Source organism: Spongiimicrobium salis (assembly GCF_043678055.1).
Taxonomy (GTDB): domain Bacteria; phylum Bacteroidota; class Bacteroidia; order Flavobacteriales; family Flavobacteriaceae; genus Spongiimicrobium; species Spongiimicrobium salis.
Map to the genome: position 1 here is coordinate 1,951,269 of NZ_JBHEQA010000001.1, position 21,228 is coordinate 1,972,496.

General features: G+C 39.3%; 18 protein-coding genes. 12 read left to right on the forward strand and 6 right to left on the reverse strand.

The window, feature by feature from the left end; translation table 11 throughout:
• Window positions 1-11: 11 nt before the first annotated feature.
• The 3 genes from ACEXOE_RS08540 to ACEXOE_RS08550 form a co-directional block, all read right to left on the reverse strand.
• On the reverse strand, window positions 12-722 hold the full coding sequence (locus tag ACEXOE_RS08540; RefSeq protein WP_394748322.1) for an aspartate/glutamate racemase family protein: 711 nt from the start codon (window positions 720-722) through the stop codon (window positions 12-14).
• A 45-nt stretch (window positions 723-767) separates the two neighbouring features.
• Window positions 768-899, reverse strand: a complete 132-nt coding sequence (locus tag ACEXOE_RS08545; protein WP_394748323.1) for a hypothetical protein — start codon at window positions 897-899, stop codon at window positions 768-770.
• A 63-nt stretch (window positions 900-962) separates the two neighbouring features.
• A complete protein-coding gene (locus ACEXOE_RS08550) occupies window positions 963-1,265 on the reverse strand; it encodes an ArsR/SmtB family transcription factor (RefSeq protein ID WP_394748324.1) in 303 nt (100 codons plus the stop codon).
• Window positions 1,266-1,350: 85 nt separating this feature from the next.
• On the opposite strand from ACEXOE_RS08550, the gene ACEXOE_RS08555 reads away from it, so the two are divergent.
• On the forward strand, window positions 1,351-1,815 hold the full coding sequence (locus ACEXOE_RS08555; protein ID WP_394748325.1) for a DinB family protein: 465 nt from the start codon (window positions 1,351-1,353) through the stop codon (window positions 1,813-1,815).
• A gap of 19 nt (window positions 1,816-1,834) precedes the next feature.
• On the opposite strand, the gene ACEXOE_RS08560 is transcribed toward ACEXOE_RS08555, so the two are convergent.
• A complete protein-coding gene (locus ACEXOE_RS08560; protein ID WP_394748326.1) occupies window positions 1,835-2,581 on the reverse strand; it encodes a DUF3298 and DUF4163 domain-containing protein in 747 nt (248 codons plus the stop codon).
• A gap of 89 nt (window positions 2,582-2,670) precedes the next feature.
• Between ACEXOE_RS08560 and ACEXOE_RS08565 the strand changes: the two genes are divergently transcribed.
• The 4 genes from ACEXOE_RS08565 to ACEXOE_RS08580 all read left to right on the forward strand — a co-directional run bounded on the left by ACEXOE_RS08565 (window position 2,671) and on the right by ACEXOE_RS08580 (window position 8,496).
• Window positions 2,671-3,825, forward strand: coding sequence for a cystathionine gamma-synthase (locus ACEXOE_RS08565; protein WP_394748327.1), 1,155 nt, complete (start codon window positions 2,671-2,673; stop codon window positions 3,823-3,825).
• Between the two features lie 101 nt (window positions 3,826-3,926).
• The gene (gene gdhA, locus ACEXOE_RS08570) at window positions 3,927-5,270 is read left to right on the forward strand and encodes an NADP-specific glutamate dehydrogenase (RefSeq protein ID WP_394748328.1); all 1,344 of its coding nucleotides are present in this window, start codon (window positions 3,927-3,929) and stop codon (window positions 5,268-5,270) included.
• Between the two features lie 92 nt (window positions 5,271-5,362).
• Complete coding sequence (recO, locus tag ACEXOE_RS08575; protein ID WP_394748329.1) at window positions 5,363-6,082, forward strand: DNA repair protein RecO; 720 nt, start codon at window positions 5,363-5,365, stop codon at window positions 6,080-6,082.
• Window positions 6,083-6,084: 2 nt separating this feature from the next.
• Window positions 6,085-8,496 (forward strand): TonB-dependent receptor, encoded by a 2,412-nt coding sequence (locus tag ACEXOE_RS08580; RefSeq protein WP_394748330.1) that lies wholly within the window; start codon window positions 6,085-6,087, stop codon window positions 8,494-8,496.
• A gap of 63 nt (window positions 8,497-8,559) precedes the next feature.
• Here the strand turns inward: ACEXOE_RS08580 and ACEXOE_RS08585 are convergent, their stop codons facing one another.
• Window positions 8,560-8,982 carry a hypothetical protein gene (locus tag ACEXOE_RS08585; RefSeq protein WP_394748331.1) on the reverse strand — a complete coding sequence of 141 codons (423 nt, stop codon included), beginning with the start codon at window positions 8,980-8,982 and terminating at the stop codon, window positions 8,560-8,562.
• Window positions 8,983-9,170: 188 nt separating this feature from the next.
• On the opposite strand from ACEXOE_RS08585, the gene ileS reads away from it, so the two are divergent.
• From ileS to ACEXOE_RS08605, 4 genes are all read left to right on the forward strand, one after another.
• A complete protein-coding gene (gene ileS, locus ACEXOE_RS08590; protein ID WP_394748332.1) occupies window positions 9,171-12,572 on the forward strand; it encodes an isoleucine--tRNA ligase in 3,402 nt (1,133 codons plus the stop codon).
• 4 nt (window positions 12,573-12,576) lie between these two features.
• A complete protein-coding gene (locus ACEXOE_RS08595; protein WP_394748333.1) occupies window positions 12,577-12,960 on the forward strand; it encodes a TraR/DksA family transcriptional regulator in 384 nt (127 codons plus the stop codon).
• A 91-nt stretch (window positions 12,961-13,051) separates the two neighbouring features.
• A complete protein-coding gene (locus ACEXOE_RS08600) occupies window positions 13,052-13,672 on the forward strand; it encodes a hypothetical protein (RefSeq protein ID WP_394748334.1) in 621 nt (206 codons plus the stop codon).
• 34 nt (window positions 13,673-13,706) lie between these two features.
• On the forward strand, window positions 13,707-14,351 hold the full coding sequence (locus tag ACEXOE_RS08605) for a lipoprotein signal peptidase (RefSeq protein ID WP_394748335.1): 645 nt from the start codon (window positions 13,707-13,709) through the stop codon (window positions 14,349-14,351).
• Here the strand turns inward: ACEXOE_RS08605 and ACEXOE_RS08610 are convergent.
• Complete coding sequence (locus ACEXOE_RS08610; RefSeq protein ID WP_394748336.1) at window positions 14,336-14,899, reverse strand: 5-formyltetrahydrofolate cyclo-ligase; 564 nt, start codon at window positions 14,897-14,899, stop codon at window positions 14,336-14,338. The two genes, ACEXOE_RS08605 and ACEXOE_RS08610, sit on opposite strands and share 16 nt — an antisense overlap.
• A gap of 629 nt (window positions 14,900-15,528) precedes the next feature.
• Between ACEXOE_RS08610 and uvrC the strand changes: the two genes are divergently transcribed.
• From uvrC to hppD, 3 genes are all read left to right on the forward strand, one after another.
• Complete coding sequence (gene uvrC, locus ACEXOE_RS08615; protein ID WP_394748337.1) at window positions 15,529-17,316, forward strand: excinuclease ABC subunit UvrC; 1,788 nt, start codon at window positions 15,529-15,531, stop codon at window positions 17,314-17,316.
• Between the two features lie 8 nt (window positions 17,317-17,324).
• Entirely contained in the window at window positions 17,325-19,583 is a 2,259-nt protein-coding gene (locus tag ACEXOE_RS08620; protein WP_394748338.1) for a patatin-like phospholipase family protein, read from the forward strand.
• Between the two features lie 175 nt (window positions 19,584-19,758).
• Window positions 19,759-20,901 (forward strand): 4-hydroxyphenylpyruvate dioxygenase, encoded by a 1,143-nt coding sequence (gene hppD, locus ACEXOE_RS08625; protein WP_394748339.1) that lies wholly within the window; start codon window positions 19,759-19,761, stop codon window positions 20,899-20,901.
• The last annotated feature ends 327 nt before the right edge of the window (window positions 20,902-21,228 follow it).

The window sequence follows — 21,228 nt, forward strand, 5'->3', positions numbered from 1 at the left end:
AAATTCATTTTTTAACTAAAAATTTCTTTTTGTTCCAATGCAAAATCTACCGCTTTTTGTGCATGGATCAATGTGGTATTAAAAGAGGGGATATCCAATTCACTTTCAGAAATTAATAGAGGTAATTCTGTACAACCTAAAATCACTCCATCAATAGCTTCACTTTTAAGTTTATGGATAATTTCAAGAATATAAGCTTTGGATTTTTCCGTAAATTTCCCTTGAATCAATTCATGATAAATAATGTTGTGAATTTGTTGTCTTTCCGTAGCTTCAGGAACAATCACTTCCAAACCATAACGTTCCTCTAAAGTTTTGGTATAAAAATCTTTTTCCATGGTAAACCGAGTTCCCAATAAAGCTATTTTTTTTAAGGATTGTTCCTGAATGGCTGCTCCTGTAGCCTCTGCAATATGTAAAAAAGGAATGTTTACGGATGCAATAATGGCTTTACTGACCATATGGATGGTATTCGTGCAGAGAAGGATAACATCTGCACCTGCTTTTTCAAGTGTAATTGCGGCATCGGCCATTATAGTGCCAACAGCATTCCAATCATTGGCATGTGAAAGACGTTCTATTTCAGAAAATTCAACAGAAACCATGATGATTTTTGCAGAGTGGGATCCTCCCAATGCACGGTTTGTAAGTTGATTGATATACTCATAATATACTTTGGTGGATTCCCAACCCATTCCGCCGATAAGTCCAATAGTTTTCATAGTATAGTTGTTTTACAAGAGTTAATTTTTCTTAAAAGGATGCCTTTATTTCATCTTAGACATCTCCGCTGCCCCTCTAATGATGATAAGAGAGAGCCATAAGGTTATTTTTTGAATAAAGTAGGATCGTTTTGATGGAGTGTACTGTAATTCTGGGCATTCCAATTTAGATTCCATAGGTTTTTGTTTTTATACATATTTACATTTCGCTAAATATCGATTTGTTTATATTAAAAAAAATTATAAATCTTTACGTAAAGTTTCAATGTACTGGGTAATCACAGCTTCATTTCTCCTGTAATACGTCCATTTTCCATGGCGTGTAGGGATAATGAGTTTGGCCTTTTGCATAGCACTGAGGTAGGTAGATATGGTGGATTGTGACAATCCTGCCTTATCTTGGATATAACCTACGCAGACACCATCGTCAAAATGATCAATATCTTGATGTGGCGGGAAATGCGATTCGGGTGTTTTTAACCATTTCAGAATATTGACCCGAGTAACATTGGACAGCACTTTGCTTATTTCGCTAATATCCATAGTGCAAATATAAACATATTAATATATCTAGAAAAATAGATATGTTAATTTTTTGAATGAACTATACTTTAAAAAAAGACCTATTTTGGAAAAACTATTCGACATTAGCCTAAAAAACCGGAAAATCCTGTATAAATTTTTAACGGAAACCCCAAGAGAGGTCTTGCTGAAAATTCCAGACGGCTATCGGAATAATATTTGGTGGAACATTGCTCATGTTGTAGTGACCCAACAGTTGCTGGTATACCAAAAGAGTAATCTTCCTATGCGTGTGGAATCGGAACTGGTGGATAAATTTAAAAAAGGAAGTATTCCGGACGGTACGGCTACCGAGGAGGAAATCGATAAAATAAAAGGCTATCTTTTTGCTACGGCAGAATGGATTCAGGAAGATTATGAAAAAGGAATCTTTAAAGAATTTGAAGCCTATACGACAACCCCTAAGGTAGTCTTAAACAGCGCCGAAGATGCCATTGCCTTTAATGTTTTTCATGAAGGCATCCATTTGGGAGTCATCCTTTCTTTAATGAAAGTACTGACCTTCAAATAGGAAAGGACATTGCATAGCCTCAGGATTTAATTCTTCTCGCCAGATAATTTTTAATCTCATCATACGGGAGCTTTACAACAATGGGCCCATCGGCATAAGAGGCAACGTCATATTGATTATAATGTAGCAATAAACCGTCATCTGTAAAGCCAATATTTTCGGGAAGATAAAATTCTTCGTTCTCGAACATATACCCAGTGCTATTGATATTGTCATCCTGGGGAATGTTCTCCTGTATGCGGAATTTGAGTTCCGCAAAACGTTTAAAATCCTCGGCATCGGCGAAGAGTTCCCAATTTTCCAGCTCCAATCCTTTTTTCTTATCAAAATTTAAATAACGGATACTGCCATAACCATGGGCCCCACCCGTAAAAATATAAGAGTCGCAGGCAATGGTCACTACATGGGTATCCTCATAGATAATTTCCCCTTTAATGGTGGCTTCCCATTTTACGGTTTCATCGGGAAACTTGGCCTTTAATTGTTCGTATCCATTACTAAAGGATTGCATAGCGCCTTCTATTGTATCAAAAGATTGACCGTTGTCATCGAAGGTCAGTTGCGCAATGATTTCTTCTTTTAAGGCATTATTGATGGTATTGGCGATAGTCGATGTTTCCAGCATATTTGGAATTGCAATAGAAATTGTAGGACAATCACTACATTTGTCATTCTGATAGGTCTTAGGCTCAAATGCAAGTTTGTCGGCGTTTGTGCAACTAAGAAATAGTAGGCTAAAAAAAAGAAGATATAAAGGGGCTCGCATAAGAGTTCATTTAAGTTAATGGTACAAAGGTACACATGCATTGGATTCTCCAAAAGATAACGATACATTTGTGTACATAAATTTATGATTTGGCAGATAAAGACTTAAAATTTAATAGTAAGGTCATTCATGGAGGGCAACAACCAGATAAGGCATATGGGGCAGTAATGCCACCCATTTATCAAACCTCGACGTATGCACAATCTACTCCGGGAGGACATCAGGGTTTTGAGTATTCGCGCAGTGCCAATCCTACAAGAACCGCTTTGGAGAATGCTTTGGCCAGTATTGAAAATGGGAATTACGGTTTGGCATTTGCAAGTGGTTTGGCGGCTATGGATGCGGTGATAAAACTATTGCATCCTGGAGATGAGGTAATATCTACAAATGATCTCTACGGAGGAAGTTATCGGATATTTAAAAAAATCTTTGAAAAATATGGCATTCGATTCCATTTCGTAGGAATGCAGAATGTTGCCGACATAGCCGAGAAGATAACGGCAAAGACCAAATTGATTTGGGTAGAGACGCCCACAAATCCTATGATGAACATCATAGATATCGCAGCGGTTGCTACCTTGGCGAAACAACATCATATTATTCTGGCGGTAGACAATACCTTCGCCACTCCCTATTTACAGCAACCTTTGGACTTAGGGGCTGATATTGTGATGCACTCGGCAACAAAATACCTGGGGGGACATAGTGATGTTGTTGCAGGAGCCCTCATCGTAAAGGATAAAGAATTGGCCGACCAACTTTATTTTATACAAAATGCCAGTGGAGCCATTTGCGGCCCTATGGATAGTTTTTTGGTGATTAGAGGAATAAAAACACTACATGTTAGGATGCAGCGCCATTGCGAAAACGGTAAGGCCATCGCTACATATTTGCGGGCACATCCTAAGGTTGAAAACGTATATTGGCCTGGTTTTGAAGATCATCCTGAACATCATGTGGCTGCAAAACAAATGAAGGATTTTGGAGGTATGATTTCTTTTGTGCCCAAAGGAAGCAATTATAAGAATGCCATAGCCATTGTAGAGAAATTAAAGGTTTTTACCTTGGCAGAATCCTTGGGAGGTGTAGAAAGTTTAGCAGGACACCCGGCAAGTATGACTCATGCCAGTATTCCTAAAGAAGAGCGGGAGAAAAGTGGTGTAGTAGATGCGCTGATCCGTTTAAGTGTCGGAATTGAAGATGCAGAAGACCTTATTTCTGATTTGGAACAGGCCATCAGATAATTTTTTGCCAAATTTTTAAAAAAACAACGTCTAAATTATTAGAATACCATAATTTTGCGCCTGTATTTTTAATTCAATAAAAAACAACTAATCAAGTATATATGGAAGCAAAGATAAAAGCATTCATGGATGAGGTGGCGACCCGCAATGGTCATGAACCCGAATTTATACAAGCGGTACAGGAAGTTGCTGAAACTGTGATTCCCTACATTGCTAAAAATGAGATTTATAACGGAAAAAATATCTTGCTTCGAATGGTGGAGCCCGAGCGTTTGATCTCTTTCAGAGTGGCATGGGTAGATGATAAAGGTGAGATTCATGTAAATAGAGGATACCGAATCCAGATGAACTCTGCCATTGGTCCTTATAAAGGTGGTTTGCGCTTTCATCCTTCAGTGAATGCGAGCATCCTTAAATTTCTTGCCTTTGAACAGGTATTTAAAAATAGTTTAACCACCTTGCCTATGGGAGGTGGTAAAGGAGGTTCTGATTTTGATCCCAAAGGAAAATCTGATGATGAGGTAATGCGTTTTTGCCACGCCTTTATGTTGGAGTTGAACAGACATATAGGACCAAATACGGATGTTCCTGCCGGAGATATTGGTGTGGGTGCCCGCGAAATTGGTTTCTTGTTCGGAATGTATAAGAAGATTCGGAATGAGTTTACCGGAGTACTTACAGGAAAAGGACGTTCTTGGGGAGGTTCCTTGATACGACCAGAGGCTACAGGTTACGGTACCGTATATTTTGCACAAAGTATGTTGCAAACAAAAGGGCAAAGCTTTGATGGCAAGGATGTCGTGATCTCTGGTTCCGGGAATGTGGCGCAGTATGCTGCAGAGAAGGCATTGCAATTGGGAGCAAAAGTACTTACGCTATCAGATTCCAAAGGCTACATTTATGATAAAGATGGTATTGATGAGGAGAAGTTGGCCTATGTGATGGATTTAAAAAATAATAAGAGAGGTAGAATTTCGGAATATGCGGATAAATATCCTTCAGCAGAATTCTTTGCAGGAGAAACGCCTTGGGGAGTTAAATGTGATATTGCCTTGCCTTGTGCTACGCAAAATGAACTGAATGGAGAAGATGCAAAAACTTTGACCACCAATGGATGTATCTGTGTTGCTGAGGGTGCAAATATGCCGTCTACTCCAGAAGCCATCCATGAATTCCACGAAGCAAAAATTCTTTTTGCGCCTGGAAAAGCTTCCAATGCTGGTGGTGTTGCGACCTCCGGTTTGGAAATGTCACAGAATTCATTGCGAATTAGTTGGACTAGGGAAGAAGTGGATGAGCGTTTAAAAGGAATCATGTCCGACATTCATGACTCTTGTATTGAGTATGGAAAAGACGACGAGGGTTATTGCAACTATGTAAAAGGAGCAAATATCGCTGGATTTGTTAAGGTTGCCGATGCTATGTTGGCACAAGGAGTAATCTAAGTAAGATACTCTTATCAATATATAAATAGGGCCTGTTTGGTTTTCAGAACCAGACAGGCCTCTTATATTTGTACTATTCCAAAACACCGTGCATGCAGGTACACACCAAAGCCATTGTTTTATCTGCCCTAAAATATGGGGATACTAGCTTGATCGTAAAACTCTTTACGGTTTCGGATGGATTAAAATCATATTTGCTACGTGGCGTTTTGGCCTCGAAAAAAGGGAAGTTAAAAACAGCGTATTTTCAACCCCTGACACAATTGGAAATTACCGCCAATCATAAAAATAAAGGAACCTTGGAACGAATAGGCGAGGTAAAAATTGGGTATCAGTATCAAAGTTTGCATACCGTGATCCCCAAAAATGCCATAGCCCTGTTCTTAGCGGAAATGCTGGGAAATAGTATTTTCGAGGAAGAGGCCAATGGGGGACTATTTTACTTTTTGGAAGCTGGACTTCAATGGCTTGATACTCATGATGATGTGGCAAACTTCCATTTGTTTTTTTTATTGGAACTCACCAAATATTTGGGGTTTTATCCCGATAATACCATTGCCCATTTACCCTACTTTGATCTGCAAGAAGGATGTTTTACGGAGGTGTTGACCACGAACCCCATGATTGTAGGTCAAAATTTATCTTACTTCAAAATGTTTTTGGGCACAAATTTTGATGCAATGCATAGCATAAGAATGCGGAAAAAAGATCGCCAAGAGCTATTAAATTCGATTGTTCTTTATTTTGAATTACATTTGCAAGGATTTAGAAAACCCAAATCACTTGCTATTTTGAACGAAGTTTTTAGCTGATTATGCGGAAGTTAGTTTTTGTTATTTTTTTGCTTGTATTTCAAGGGATATTGGCCCAAGAAATTACCATTTTGGATAGTGAGACCAATGAGCCCGTTCCCAATGTGCTGGTGGCCAATCTGGATCGTTCAAAAACAGTAGTATCTGATTTTTTTGGAAAGTGCGACCTCAATATCTTTTCCATGGACGAACGTATTACTTTTGAATTGAGTAGCTATGAGTTAAGACGAAGTACCAAGGCCGCTATACTTAAGCGTAACGGAAGGTTTTATTTGACCATAAAGACCGAGCAGTTGGACGAAGTGGTGATGTCCATTTCCAAATGGGAACAACAGAAAAAAGATATTCCCCAAAAGATAGCAACCATAGATGCCAGAGCCATTGCGTTCTCAACGCCCCAAACGGCTGCAGATCTTCTGCAGAATAGCGGAAAAGTTTTTGTGCAAAAGAGTCAGTTGGGGGGAGGGAGTCCTTCAATACGAGGATTTGCCACGAATCGTTTATTGCTATCTGTGGATGGTGTTCGGATGAACAATGCCATTTTCAGGGGAGGAAATTTGCAGAACGTCATTTCCATAGATCCTTTTACAGTTAAAAATACGGAGGTCATTTTTGGGCCGGGATCCGTTATATATGGAAGTGATGCCATTGGAGGAGTAATGAATTTCTTCACAAAGATGCCGGAATTCTCAGAAACGGATAGTCTGCAAATTTCAGGAAATGTGGATTATAGATATGCCTCTGCAAATAATGAGAATACGATTCATGCCGATGTTAATTTTGGCAAGAAAAGATGGGGTTTTCTGACGAGCGTAACCTATAGCGATTTTGGGGATTTAAGGATAGGAAAGCACGGCCCGGATGAATATTTAAGAAATACTTTGGTGGTTCGTAGAAATGGGGAAGATGTCCTTGTAAATAATGAGGATCCCAGAACACAGGCGCCAACGGGCTACGACCAAATTAACTTACTGCAAAAAGTAACTTTTAAACCCAATAATATTTGGGATTTTAATCTTGGTGCCATCTATTCGGAAACCTCGGACTATGCGCGCTACGATCGTTTGATCAGACCGGGAAGGGATGGAACCGGATTGCGATCTGCTGAATGGTTTTACGGCCCGCAAAAATGGTTTTTGGGGAATCTTCAAATCAACAAAAAAGGAAAGGGGAAGTTTTACGATGGCTTCAAAATAACAACAGCCTATCAGCATTTTGAGGAAAGTAGAAATGATCGGGACTTTCAAGACCCGACGCTTTTTTCCACAAAGGAAAAGGTAGATGCCCTTTCCACAAGCATTGATTTCGAAAACAAAAAAATTGGCGACCTTAGATTGTATTATGGTGCTGAATATATTTTTAATAAAGTGAACTCGGATGGAAGTCAACGAAATATTGAGACCAATGTAGTTTCTGATGCTGCTTCCCGTTATCCCGATGGCTCTACTTGGCAAACTGCTGCGGGTTATATTAGTGCGGAATATAAAGTAAAGCCAAATGTTACCCTGCTTTCTGGATTGCGATATAGCCATGTGTGGGTAGACGCTGAATTTGAGTCCACTTTTTTTGACTTCCCTTTTGATAGGGCAGATTTAAGCACAGGAGCTTTAACCGGAAGTATAGGCGTGAGCTGGTTCCCTAAGACGGATTTGCAATTTACCCTGAATGGATCTACCGGTTTTAGAGCGCCCAATATTGATGATATTGGCAAAGTGTTTGATTCAGAACCCGGTTCGGTAGTGGTCCCCAACCCTGATTTGGAGCCGGAATATGCCTATAATATTGAATTTGGTTTGCAAAAAAACTTTAAGGACAAAGTAGTGTTTAATGGTGCAGCATACTATACTTATTTGGTCGACGCATTGGTCCGAAGGGATTTTGAATTCAATGGAGTAACCGAAATTGAGTTCAATGGGGAATTAAGTAATGTACAGGCCATACAGAATGCGGCCAAGGCCTTTGTCTATGGCTTTGAATTTGGTGTTGAAGCCTTTCTGACCGATAATTTATCCCTTTCGTCCAACCTTACGATAACGGAAGGTATAGAGGAAGAAGAAGATGGTACCGACTCTCCCGGACGCCATGTGCCACCCACTTTTGGAGATTTTCACGTTGTTTGGAAAAACCAAAGATTAAAAGCAGATGTATTCTTAAACTATAATGGGGAAATTCCTTTTGAAGATTTGGCACCTTCAGAACGAAATAAACCTTTTTTGTATGCCACAGATGCTAATGGCAATCCCTTTGCGCCTTCCTGGTATACCTTAAACCTTAGGTCACAGTATCAATTTTCAAGAACCATTAAAGGAATTCTTTCTGTAGAGAATATTACCAACCAGCGGTATCGCACCTATTCTTCGGGAATTTCTGCTGCAGGAACAAACTTGATCCTAGGGATTCATTTTAATTTTTAGCAAAAAAATATCCTTGGCGTTTTACCAAGGATACTTTTGTTTTTGAAATTTTCTGAGGAAAATCTAATTTTTTATGGCCTCTTCGGTCTTTTTCATGGCTTCTTTACCACTTTCTTCCGCTTTTTTCATAGCATCCTCTCCAGCTTTTTTGGCCTTATCCATGGCTTCTTTTCCCATTTCCTTGCCTTTTTCTAAAGCTTCTTCACCAGTTTCTTTGGCTTTATCCATGGCATCTTTCCCCATTTCTTTAGCCTTTTCCATAGCTTCTTCCCCAGCTTCACCTGCTTTCTCTATAGCTTCTTGGCCAGCCTCTTTGGCCTTGTCCATAGCTTCTTTCCCTATTTCTTCGGCTTTTTCCATGGCTTCTTCTCCAACGGCTGCGGCTTCTTCGGATGCTGCTTTGGCTTTGTCAGCGGTTTCCCTACAGGATACTAAAGCAAGACACATGGTCAATGCAAGGGCTGAACGTAAAATAATTTTCTTCATAATTAATACTAGTTAAGTGTTTATTGTTACCAAATATACGGATACAAATAGAAAACGGACTTTTTAAGGATATAAGGCAAATTATTTTGAAGTATTGAAATGCGTATTTCCTTCGTATGGAACTGCCTTAAATTCAATCAAAATTCATAATTTTGCAGCCTTAATTTGTGGCATTTGAAGTAGTTATTATGAAATTTTCAGAATATAAGGGTTTAGATTTACCAAAAGTTGCACAAGACTTGCAGGAATACTGGAAGCAGCATCAAATTTTTGAAAAAAGTGTCACCAATAGGGAAGGCAAAGAGAGTTTTGTCTTTTTTGAAGGCCCTCCTTCGGCAAATGGAATGCCTGGAATACATCATGTCATGGCAAGGACCATTAAGGATATCTTTCCGCGATATAAGACCATGAAGGGCTTTCAGGTGAAACGAAAAGCAGGTTGGGATACCCATGGATTGCCTATTGAGCTTGGAGTAGAAAAGGAATTGGGAATCACCAAAGATGATATTGGAACAAAGATATCGGTAGAGGAGTATAATGCAGCTTGTAAAAAAGCAGTGATGCGCTATACGGATGTATGGAATGAAATGACCGAAAAAACGGGCTATTGGGTAGATATGGAAGATCCCTATATTACCTATAAACCCAAATATATGGAATCTGTCTGGTGGTTGCTAAAACAGATTTACGATAAAGGACTTATCTATAAAGGATATACCATTCAGCCCTATTCCCCAAAAGCAGGAACGGGATTGAGTTCGCACGAATTAAATCAACCTGGAACATATCAAGATGTTACCGATACAACCGTGACCGCCCAATTTAAGGCGATAAAAGAGACGCTTCCGGCAGTCTTTGATCAAATTTCCGAAGAAGTATATTTTTTGGCATGGACCACTACACCTTGGACATTGCCCAGTAATACGGCACTGACCGTAGGTCCCAATATTGATTATGTATTGGTGAGGACCTTTAATCAATATACTTTTGAGCCTACTTGTGTGGTATTGGCGAAAAACCTGGTAGGAAAACAATTTGGAGGTAAATTTATAGCTGCTGAAACCCCAGAGGATATAGCCTCCTATACTTCAGATCAGAAAAAGATACCGTATTTGATCGTCGGAGAAATCAAAGGAAACGAATTGTTGGAGGCGAGATATGAACAGCTGATCGACTATGTATTGCCGTATCAGCATTCTGAGCACGCTTTCCGAGTGATCGTAGGGGATTTTGTGACTACAGAAGATGGTACCGGAATTGTACATACCGCGCCTACGTTTGGGGCAGATGATGCCTTTGTGGCCAAACAGGCAAAACCCGAGGTGCCACCCTTACTGGTGTTGGATGAAAATGGCAACCCCGTTCCTCTTGTAGATCTTCAGGGTAAATTTAGACCCGAGCTTAAGGAATTTGGAGGGAAGTATGTAAAGAACGCCTATTATGCCGATGGGGAAGCGCCCGAACGCTCTATAGATGTGGAAATTGCCATTAAACTCAAAGAAGAGAACAAAGCTTTTAAGGTGGAAAAATATGTACACAGTTATCCCAATTGCTGGCGTACGGACAAACCTATTTTATACTATCCTTTGGATTCTTGGTTCATTAAGGTGACCAATGTAAAAGATAGAATGTTTGCTTTGAACCAGACCATTAACTGGAAGCCTAAGGCTACTGGAGAAGGCCGTTTTGGCAACTGGTTGGCCAATGCCAATGATTGGAATCTGTCCCGATCTCGATATTGGGGAGTGCCTTTGCCCATTTGGAGAACTGAAGATGGTAAGGAAGAACTTATGATAGGTTCTGTAGCAGAACTGAAGGAGCAAATGGCCAAGGCAGTGGAAGCGGGTGTGCTAAAACAAGATATTTTTGCAGATTTTGTGGTAGGCGATATGAGTGAATCCAACTATGATAAAATTGATTTGCATAAGAATATTGTAGATCAGATTACCTTGGTTTCTCCTTCCGGTAAGCCTATGAAAAGGGAAAGCGATCTTATTGATGTCTGGTTTGATAGTGGTTCCATGCCCTATGCACAATGGCATTACCCTTTTGAAAATAAAGCACTGATCGATGAAGGTGCTTCCTTTCCTGCCGATTTTATTGCAGAGGGTGTAGACCAGACCAGAGGATGGTTCTATACCTTACATGCAATTGCAACCATGGTGTTTGATACAGTATCGTACAAAAATGTGGTTTCAAATGGTCTTGTCTTGGACAAAGAAGGCAAAAAGATGTCCAAACGTTTGGGGAATGGAGTAGATCCTTTTGAAACTATGGACACCCATGGGGCAGATGCAACGCGCTGGTATATGATTTCCAATGCAAATCCTTGGGATAACCTTAAGTTTGATGTCGATGGGATTGTTGAGGTGAAACGCAAGTTTTTTGGAACCTTGTACAATACCTATTCTTTCTTTGCCCTATATGCCAATATTGACGGATTTCAATATAAGGAAGCGGATATTCCAATGGAGCAACGTCCGGAAATAGATCAGTGGATCTTATCCGAACTACATAGTTTGATTAAAAAAGTAGATGAGGCCTATGCCGATTATGAGCCTACACGGGCCACCAGGTTTATCTCCGATTATGTACAGGAAAATCTAAGTAATTGGTATGTGCGCTTGTGTAGAAGACGTTTTTGGAAAGGAGATTATGAACAGGACAAGATATCGGCATATCAAACGTTATATACTTGTTTACTGACCGTAGCAAAACTATCCGCTCCAGTAGCACCTTTTTTTATGGATCGCCTATATAGGGATTTGATAGCAGCTACGGAAACGGAAAGTTTTGAAAGTGTTCATTTGGCCAACTTTCCGGAATATAAGGAAGCATTGGTCAATAAGGAATTGGAGAGCAAGATGGAAAAAGCGCAGACCATTTCTTCTTTAGTATTATCCATACGACAGAAAGAAAAGATAAAAGTGCGCCAACCCCTTCAAAAAATAATGATCCCTGTTATGGATGCGAAGCAGGAAGCAGAAATCATGGCTGTGGCAGATTTGATCAAGTCGGAGGTCAATGTCAAAGAGATCCAATTGCTAGGCGATGCCTCAGGAATTTTGGTGAAGCAGATCAAACCAAATTTTAAGGTTTTGGGACCAAAATTTGGAAGAGATATGAAGTTGATTGCCGCTGCTATTGGTAAATTGGAACAGGATGATATCCAAAAAATAGAGCAATTGGGCGAATTAACCCTTGAAATAGAAAATAAAAATATTATTTTACAGCTACAAGATGTGGAGATTTCTTCACAAGATATCGAAGGCTGGTTGGTGGCTAGTGCAGGACCTTTAACGGTAGCTTTGGATGTAACGATCAATGAGGCGCTCAGAAAAGAGGGCGTGGCAAGGGAATTGATCAATAGAATTCAAAATATTCGTAAAGAATCTGGTTTTGAGGTGACTGATAAAATAGATATCACAATTTTAAAAGATGGTTTTGTAGAAAAGGCTGTGGAAACCAATATGGATTATATTAAGACGGAGACCTTGACCTCAGAACTAAGTTTTGAAGAACATATGGATAAAGGCACCGAAATTGCCTTTGATGAAATAAAAACGAAATTGTTTATACAAAAACACTAAAAGAATGGCACAAGATTTAAAAGTACGTTACTCTGACAAGGATTTGGAAGAATTCAGAGTTTTGATCGAAGAAAAAATTGAAAAAGCAAAAAGTCACTTAGAATTGCTTAAGAGTTCTTATATGAACGACGGTAATAATGGTACGGATGATACTTCCCCAACCTTTAAGGCCTTTGAGGAAGGGTCGGAAACCATGAGCAAGGAAGCAAATACCCAGTTGGCCATACGCCAGGAAAAATTTATTCGGGATTTGAAGAATGCCGTACTTCGTATTGAAAATAAGACCTATGGCATTTGTAGGGTAACAGGCAAGCTGATCAATAAAGAGCGACTAAAATTGGTTCCCCATGCTACCTTAAGTATTGAGGCTAAGAACATGCAGAAGTAAAGAACTTACTGTTAAAAATTCCCATTCTAGTTTTGTTCGGACCTATATGGGTCTGTAAACAACTGATATATTGATCTATGGATAGTTTCCAATGAAGATGGCCATATATATGTTGGTGCTCCTATCCAGCCATTTTTTGTGTGCCCAAAAAATAGTAAAAAAGTCAGTTGTAAATACCACCATTACTTCCATACAAATAGACGCCAACAATTGCTTTGAGGTTGTTATGACAACTTCCGGGAATGATGAACTCATTGCAGAGGCAGTTATCGATGGGGAATATCAAAAAGACTTGGAGCTTAATGTAAAGCAAGAAGGAAGCACCATGATCGTTAGTGCTGGTTTCCGTCCCAATTTCATAAATCCGAATGATAAATTGAGTGCCCACAAGGTGATATCCATTGCGCTAAAGTTGACTATTCCGGAATTTAGTCGTGTTCATCTTTTTGGGACGAGTAGTAATGTAGATGTGCAGGGATGGTATGAAAATTTGGAGATTGCGCTAAATGATGGAAAATGTGTATTGAACAAGGTAAAGGAAAATGTAAAGATAACGACCCAAAGTGGTGCTATTATCGTACGGAGTCCTGCCGCTAAAATCAATGCCGTTTCCAAGTATGGCAATGTGCTAAAGGAAAACATTCCAGAGAATGATCATCATTTCTTGCTCCGATCGACAACGGGGGATATCACGGTAAAAAAAACGGAATAATATGGCTATTTTTGTGAAATCTATATCCTAAAGAATGAACTTAAGAAAGTCATTGCTCATTGTGGCAATCGTATTGGTTATTGACCAACTTAGTAAAATCTATATAAAGACCCATTTTGAGTATAGGGAACAAATAGAGGTCTTCAGTTGGTTTAAAATTCTTTTTATTGAAAATTCCGGAGCGGCTTGGGGTACAAAATTAAGTGACTTTTTACCCATTTCTGAAAATACCGGGAAACTGATTCTTACCGTATTTCGGCTTTTTGCCATTGTGGGAATCGGATATTGGCTATATGATACCATACGCAAACATTCTTCTAAAATATTGATTTTATCCGTGTCTTTGATTTTTGCAGGTGCTCTGGGAAATATTATTGATTCTGTATTTTATGGGGTAATTTTTGATCATAGCAATGGCCAGGTAGCTACTTTGTTCTCTGATGAACCCTATGGAGGCTTGTTTTATGGAAAAGTAGTGGATATGTTGCATTTTCCAATGATAGATACCATTTGGCCAGATTGGGTGCCGTATTTTGGCGGGAGGCAATTTAGTTTTTTTGATCCTGTATTTAATATTGCCGATATGGCGATAAGTACTGGGGTAGGAATCCTACTGGTGTTCAATAAAAAAGCGTTTGGAAAAACGGTCAAGACGAAAGAAACTCAGGAAAATTTATAGATCTTAGTAGGAGTCACACAATAATCCATGGGAATATCTGTGGGAAGCACATCGGCAATCTGCGACTCTGCTTCAAAAAAGGAAAGACCTACCTTAAGTACTTGGGGCTTGCAACTTTTTAGAAAGGTGTCGTAGAACCCTTTTCCATAACCTACGCGGTTCCCCTGCTCGTCAAAAGCCAAGAGCGGCATAAAAACAAGATCAATTGTCGTTGAAGGAACTTGCAATCCGTTTTGAGGTTCGGGAACATTCCAGGAATTCTTTTTAAGTATGGTGTTATCGGTCAATAAATAATTGGTAAGACTCCTGTTTTGTTCCATTTTGGGAAGAACGATATTTTTATCTTTCCCTTGTAAAATAGACAAAAGATACGAGGTGTCAACTTCAGTTTTTTCTTCAATCGGAAGGTAAATATGATAGTATTCATAGGTCCAGATAGGACACTTCAAAGCCCTATTGGCAATGGCAATACTATGTGAGGATATTTGTTCTGGAGGTATATTCTTACGAAGCGCACTATACTTTTTCCGAAGTTCTTTTTTCAACATAAGCGTTGACAGAATGAGGGGGAAATCAATCTGAAGAGGATAAAATTATTCCTTTGAGACTGCAGAAAAATAGATTTTGAAAAAAAGCATTAGTACCAAGTAGGTTCCGAGAGTTATGAGGTAGCCGTCCATGTAATCACAAATTTTGATGGTTAAATTTAAATAAAAAAATCGTTAAAACCTATAAAATGCACAGAATCATCGGTGAAATGCACAAATTTAACACAGATTGCGATAAAATATGTAAGCATTTACGTATGACGGCCCGTATAAATTACAGATATATTCACATAGGAATACTAATGCGAATAACGTTGCTTTTTGTGTAGGATTCAGCAAACCGGCCACAATTATACTTAAAATATTGCAGGTTACACAAAAATACGTCTATTTTTTTAAAAAAAATGCTAAGAATTATATAAATACTTGAGATAAATAGAAAATACTCCATGTTCGTTAACAATTTGAAGTAGTAGGTACTTCCAAATGGGGAAACAAAAGCCTTTTTTAGCGGAGTAAAGAATGTAAAGGATAAATGCCGTTAAAAAGGAAAGAACATTGTGTACTTTCAGAAAAAGGCATTAATTTAACTTTGTAGAGAAAGAATTTAGATCAGCCTTAAAAAATACATGTCAGCACTACCGATAGAAGTACAACTAAGTACCTTGCCGAATAGCCCCGGCGTATATCAATTTTATGATGCGGAGGATAAGATCCTGTATGTCGGTAAGGCAAAGAATCTTAAGAAAAGAGTTTCTTCCTATTTCACCAAGAAGCACGAGTATGGCAAGACCCGTGTGATGGTAAAAAAGATTCTAAATATAAAACACATTGTGGTGCCCACCGAATCGGATGCACTCTTATTGGAAAACAACCTGATCAAAAAATACCAACCTCGCTACAATGTATTGCTTAAGGATGATAAGTCCTATCCTTGGATATGTATCAAAAAAGAACGTTTCCCCAGAATTTTCCCTACCAGAAGGATCATAAAAGATGGATCTGAATATTATGGCCCTTATACCAGTATGAAGACGGTCCGTATTTTACTAGACCTTATTAAAAGTGTGTACCCCTTACGAACTTGTAATTACGATCTTTCCCATGAAAAAATTAATGCCGGGAAATATAAGGTCTGTCTAGAATATCATTTAGGCAATTGCAAAGGGCCTTGCGAGAACTTACAGACCGAAGAGGAATATCACAGGCAAATTGACGATATCCGGCAAATTGTCAAAGGGAATTTTAAATCCTCTATTCATTATTTCAAAAAGGAAATGAAGTCCCTTGCGCAGGAAATGCGTTTTGAAGAAGCACAACGGGTGAAGGATAAAATAGAAGTGTTGGAGAATTATCAGGTGAAATCCACTATCGTTAATCCTAAAATTAGCAATGTAGATGTTTTTTCCATTATTTCGGATGATAGTTATGCCTATGTGAATTTTTTACAGCTGTCCCACGGATCAATCGTACGATCCCATACCATGGAGATCAAGAAGAAATTAGATGAGACCGATAAGGAGTTGCTGCAATTGGCGATCATTGAAATTAGACAACGTTTCCTATCCCTATCCAAGGAAATCTTTGTGCCCTTTGAGGTTACAGTAGCACCACATTTAAAGGTGACCACCCCTAAATTGGGCGATAAGAAAAAGATATTGGAACTGTCCGAACGCAATGCGAAATTTTTTAGACAGGAACGTTTTAAGCAAGTAAAGATCACGGACCCCGATAGACATACCAATAGAATTATGGCACAAATGAAATTGGATATCCGACTCTCAGAGGAGCCAAGACATATTGAGTGTTTTGATAATTCCAATATTCAGGGAAGTAACCCTGTGGCCGCTTGTGTTGTTTTTAAGAACGGAAAACCTTCCAAAAAAGACTACCGCCATTTTAATATTAAAACAGTTGAAGGTCCGGATGATTTTGCTTCTATGGAAGAAGTGGTCTATAGGCGTTATAAACGATTGCAGGAAGAAGGAGAGTCGCTGCCCCAGCTCATTGTCATCGATGGAGGTAAAGGACAATTGTCTTCAGCACTTAAAAGTCTGGACCAGCTGAATCTAAGAGGAAAAATAGCCATTATAGGCATTGCCAAGCGTTTGGAAGAAATTTACTTCCCCGATGACCCCATACCCTTATATTTGGATAAGAAATCCGAGAGTTTAAAGATCATCCAGCAACTGCGCAATGAGGCGCACCGGTTTGGAATCACCTTTCACCGAAATAAGCGCAGCAAAGCGGCAATCAACTCGGAATTGGAAAATATTAATGGGGTTGGAGAAAAAACCGCCCAAGATCTTTTGAAAAGTTTTAAATCTGTGAAGCGTATCAAAGAAGCGTCTATAGAGAGTTTGGCAAAGGCCGTAGGAATGTCAAAGGCAAAGAAAATCTATGAAACCTTCCATTAAAATAGACTATGGATTATAGAAAACAACTCGTATTTGTGGTGCTACTTTACTTTGGAGTAGCCATAGCCTTTGCCCAAGAAGAGGCTAAAGTAGGGTTGGTTTTAAGTGGAGGAGGTGCTAAAGGACTTGCCCATATTGGTGCCATTAAAGTACTGGAAGAGGCAGGAGTGCAGATCGATTATGTGGGAGGGACTAGTATGGGAGCAATCGTGGGGGCATTATATGCTTCGGGCTATTCGGGTCAAGAGCTGGATTCTATTTTTAGAAATACGGATTTTACGACCTTGATCCGTGATAATTTCCCAAGGGATGCCAAAACCTTTTATGAAAAGGATGATTCGGAACGCTATGCCCTTGCCCTACCCTTCAATAATTTCAAAATATCCTTTCCCTCGGCAATTTCAAGTGGACAAAATATCTATAATGAATTGGTGCGCTTGCTCTTCCATGTGAAGGATGTAGAGGATTTTAGCCAATTGCCCATTCCATTTTTTTGTATTGCCACCAATGTGGAAACTGGGGACGAAGTGCTATTGGATCGGGGCTATCTCCCCGAAGCAATTATGGCAAGTGGTACCTTACCTACTTTATTTGAACCATCCGAACTCAATGGCGCTATTTTGATCGATGGCGGAGTAGTCAATAACTATCCCATACAAGAGGTGCGAAAAATGGGGGCCGATATTATCATCGGGGTCGATGTACAGCATGGTCTTTCAAGGCGTGAAGCCTTACAATCGGCTACGGAAATCTTGTTGCAGATCAATAATTATAGGACTGTGGAAGACATGAAGGAGAAATCCAAACAGACCGACATTTACATAAGACCCGATATCGAAGATTTTTCGGTGATAGATTTTGATAAAAAAAGCGCCATTATTGAAAGCGGTGAGCTCGCTGCACAGGAGGTTTCAGAATCTCTGAAGGCCATTGCACAACAACAGAAAAGGGAAAAGATAAAAGTAAACCCAATAATGCCCAAAGATTCCATCACCATAGGCCGATTGATTTTGAAGGGGAATGATAATTATACCCGGGGATACGTAAAAGGAAAACTGAGGTTTGCCCTGAATGAAAGAACCACCTTCGACAAAATACAGAAAGGAATAGGGAACTTGTCGGCCACAGGAAATTTTAAGACCATACGCTATAAATTGGCGGCTAATGGGGATAGTGTGGATCTTATCTTGAAACTGAAGGAAAAACCAAATAAAACCTTTATTCGGATGGGCGCGCATTACGATGATCTGTATAAGAGTGCTGCATTGATCAACCTGACCAAAAAGAATTTTTTAATGAATGATGATGTTGCTTCCTTTGATTTTATTTTGGGGGACAATGTACGATACAACTTGGAGTATTATGTGGATAAAGGATCGTATTGGAGTTTTGGGTTTAATTCCAAGTTTGATGAATTTGAGGAGGAAGTGGATCTAAACGTTATTCGATCTAACTTTCCGGTATCCGATGATATTACAGTAAACGCAATTAATCTGGATGTCACCGAACTAACCAATCAATTCTATATCCAGAGCGTATGGCAAGAGGAATTTGCCCTTACACTTGGAGTGGAGCATAGATTTGTAAAATACAGCACTAGAACTTTTGGGAACCTTCCCAATAATCAAGCGGCACCTGGTTTCCTTCGTGAAAATGGAAGAACCTTTTTTGATAGAAGTGCCTATTACAGTGCTTATGGGCAGCTAAAGCTAGATACCTATGACGATAAATATTTCCCTACCAAGGGCCTTTACTTTGATGGGGATTTTCATTTTTTCATACTCTCATCGGATTTTAGGGAGAATTTTAAGGAGTTCTCCGTAAGTAAAGCGCGTTTGGGCGCTGCTTTTCCCTTGTTCAGGAACCTTTCCTTAAACCTGGAAACCGAAGGAGGCTTTAAGCTGGGAACATCCGGGGTAACTTCTTTTGATTTTATTCTAGGAGGATACGGCGGAAACTTGGCCAATAATTTCACCCCTTTTTTAGGATATGATTTTCTGAGCCTGCCCGGAAATAGTTTTGTAAAAGGTTATGCGCGTTTGGACTATGAGTTTCTTCCTAAAAATCATTTGCTTTTTGCAGCCAATTTCGCCAATGTGGCCGATGATATATTTAGGACGGGTGAATGGTTTGATGCTCCCGACTTTTCGGGTTTTGGAGCAGGTTATGGCTGGGAATCCTTTATAGGTCCCATGCAAGTCATCTATTCCTGGTCTCCCGAGCTAAGCAATGGTCGTTTGTTTTTTAGCATAGGATATTGGTTTTAATCGATTTAAAAGAATTTGATATATTTTTTTTCCGATATTTGTAGTATACAAAGAAAGATGTTGTCCTATAGAATCGATATAACGCCCCACCTAAGGGCAATGTGGTAAACACCTTCCCACCCACTTCAGGGGAACGGAACCATTTTACCTATTGATTCATTAAAAAAATAACATCATGTCATTACTAGATAATACGTCATTACAATTACCTAAAGAAAATATAGAAGCTGAGGACTTTTTACCTTTATTGGGCACGGATTACATAGAATTATATGTGGGAAATGCCAAGCAAGCGGCACATTATTATATGTCCGCTTGGGGATTTCAACCATTGGCCTATGCGGGCTTGGAGACAGGACAAAAAGACAAAGTGTCTTATGTATTGAAACAAGATAAAATACGCTTAATGCTGACATCCCCCTTGACAGAAGGAGGAGAGATCAACAAGCACATTGAAATGCATGGCGACGGAGTTAAAGTAATTGCCCTTTGGGTAGACGATGCCACAAAGAGCTATGAAGAAACCACAAAACGAGGAGCGGAATCGTATTTTGAGCCCAAATCCATTGAAGATGAAGAAGGAGAGGTTCGCATGTCGGCCATACGCACTTACGGAGAAACCATCCATGTTTTTGTAGAGCGCAGGAAGTATCAGGGTGTTTTTATGCCCGGATTTAAAGCGTGGAACCCTTACTATAAACCAGAAAATGTAGGCCTCAAATATATTGATCACATTGTGGGGAACGTAGGCTGGAACGAAATGAACAAATGGTGTAATTTCTACGAAAAAATCATGGGCTTTGCACAGTTGGTCTCTTTTGATGATAAGGATATCTCTACGGAATATACCGCACTTATGAGTAAGGTAATGAGCAATGGGAATGGGCGTATAAAATTCCCGATCAATGAACCCGCAGATGGGAGGAAAAAATCACAAATTGAGGAGTATATCGATTTCTATAATGGGGCCGGAGTACAGCATATGGCCCTAGCCACAGATAATATTATTGATACGGTTACGGCACTAAGGAATCGAGGAGTGGAATTTCTGACAGTACCCTCCTCCTACTATGAAGATGTGCTGGACAGGGTTGGGGAAATCGATGAAGACCTAGAGCCACTAAGGGAATTGGGAATTTTAATTGACCGTGATGAGGAAGGGTATTTATTGCAAATTTTCACGAAACCCGTTTTGGATAGGCCTACCATGTTCTTTGAAATTATCCAGAGAAAAGGTGCAAAGTCCTTTGGCAAGGGAAATTTCAAAGCACTCTTTGAAGCTATTGAAAGAGAACAGGAATCCCGTGGAACCTTATAGATATTCCCTATGCCTTATCAAATTAAACTATAGATATTAATTTTTGAACTTCATCTTTACTATAGATTTTATCTATTTTTCTTAAGGATTTACTAAATTGATCCTTAGAAGCATAAAATACTGTTAAGACTTTAGTAAAAGAACGTTAAACCCGTAAATAGTACCAAAGGGATGCCTTAAATTTGTCTCCATAAGGGGTGGTTCCCTTATGACTTTAAGTATTGGTTTTTCATAATTTAAAGTTTGGTTGGTTATTTAGGAAAGCCCAGTGTCTAACTGGGCTTTTTTTATACAATACTTTGGAATAAATTTTGTTTATGATATTGT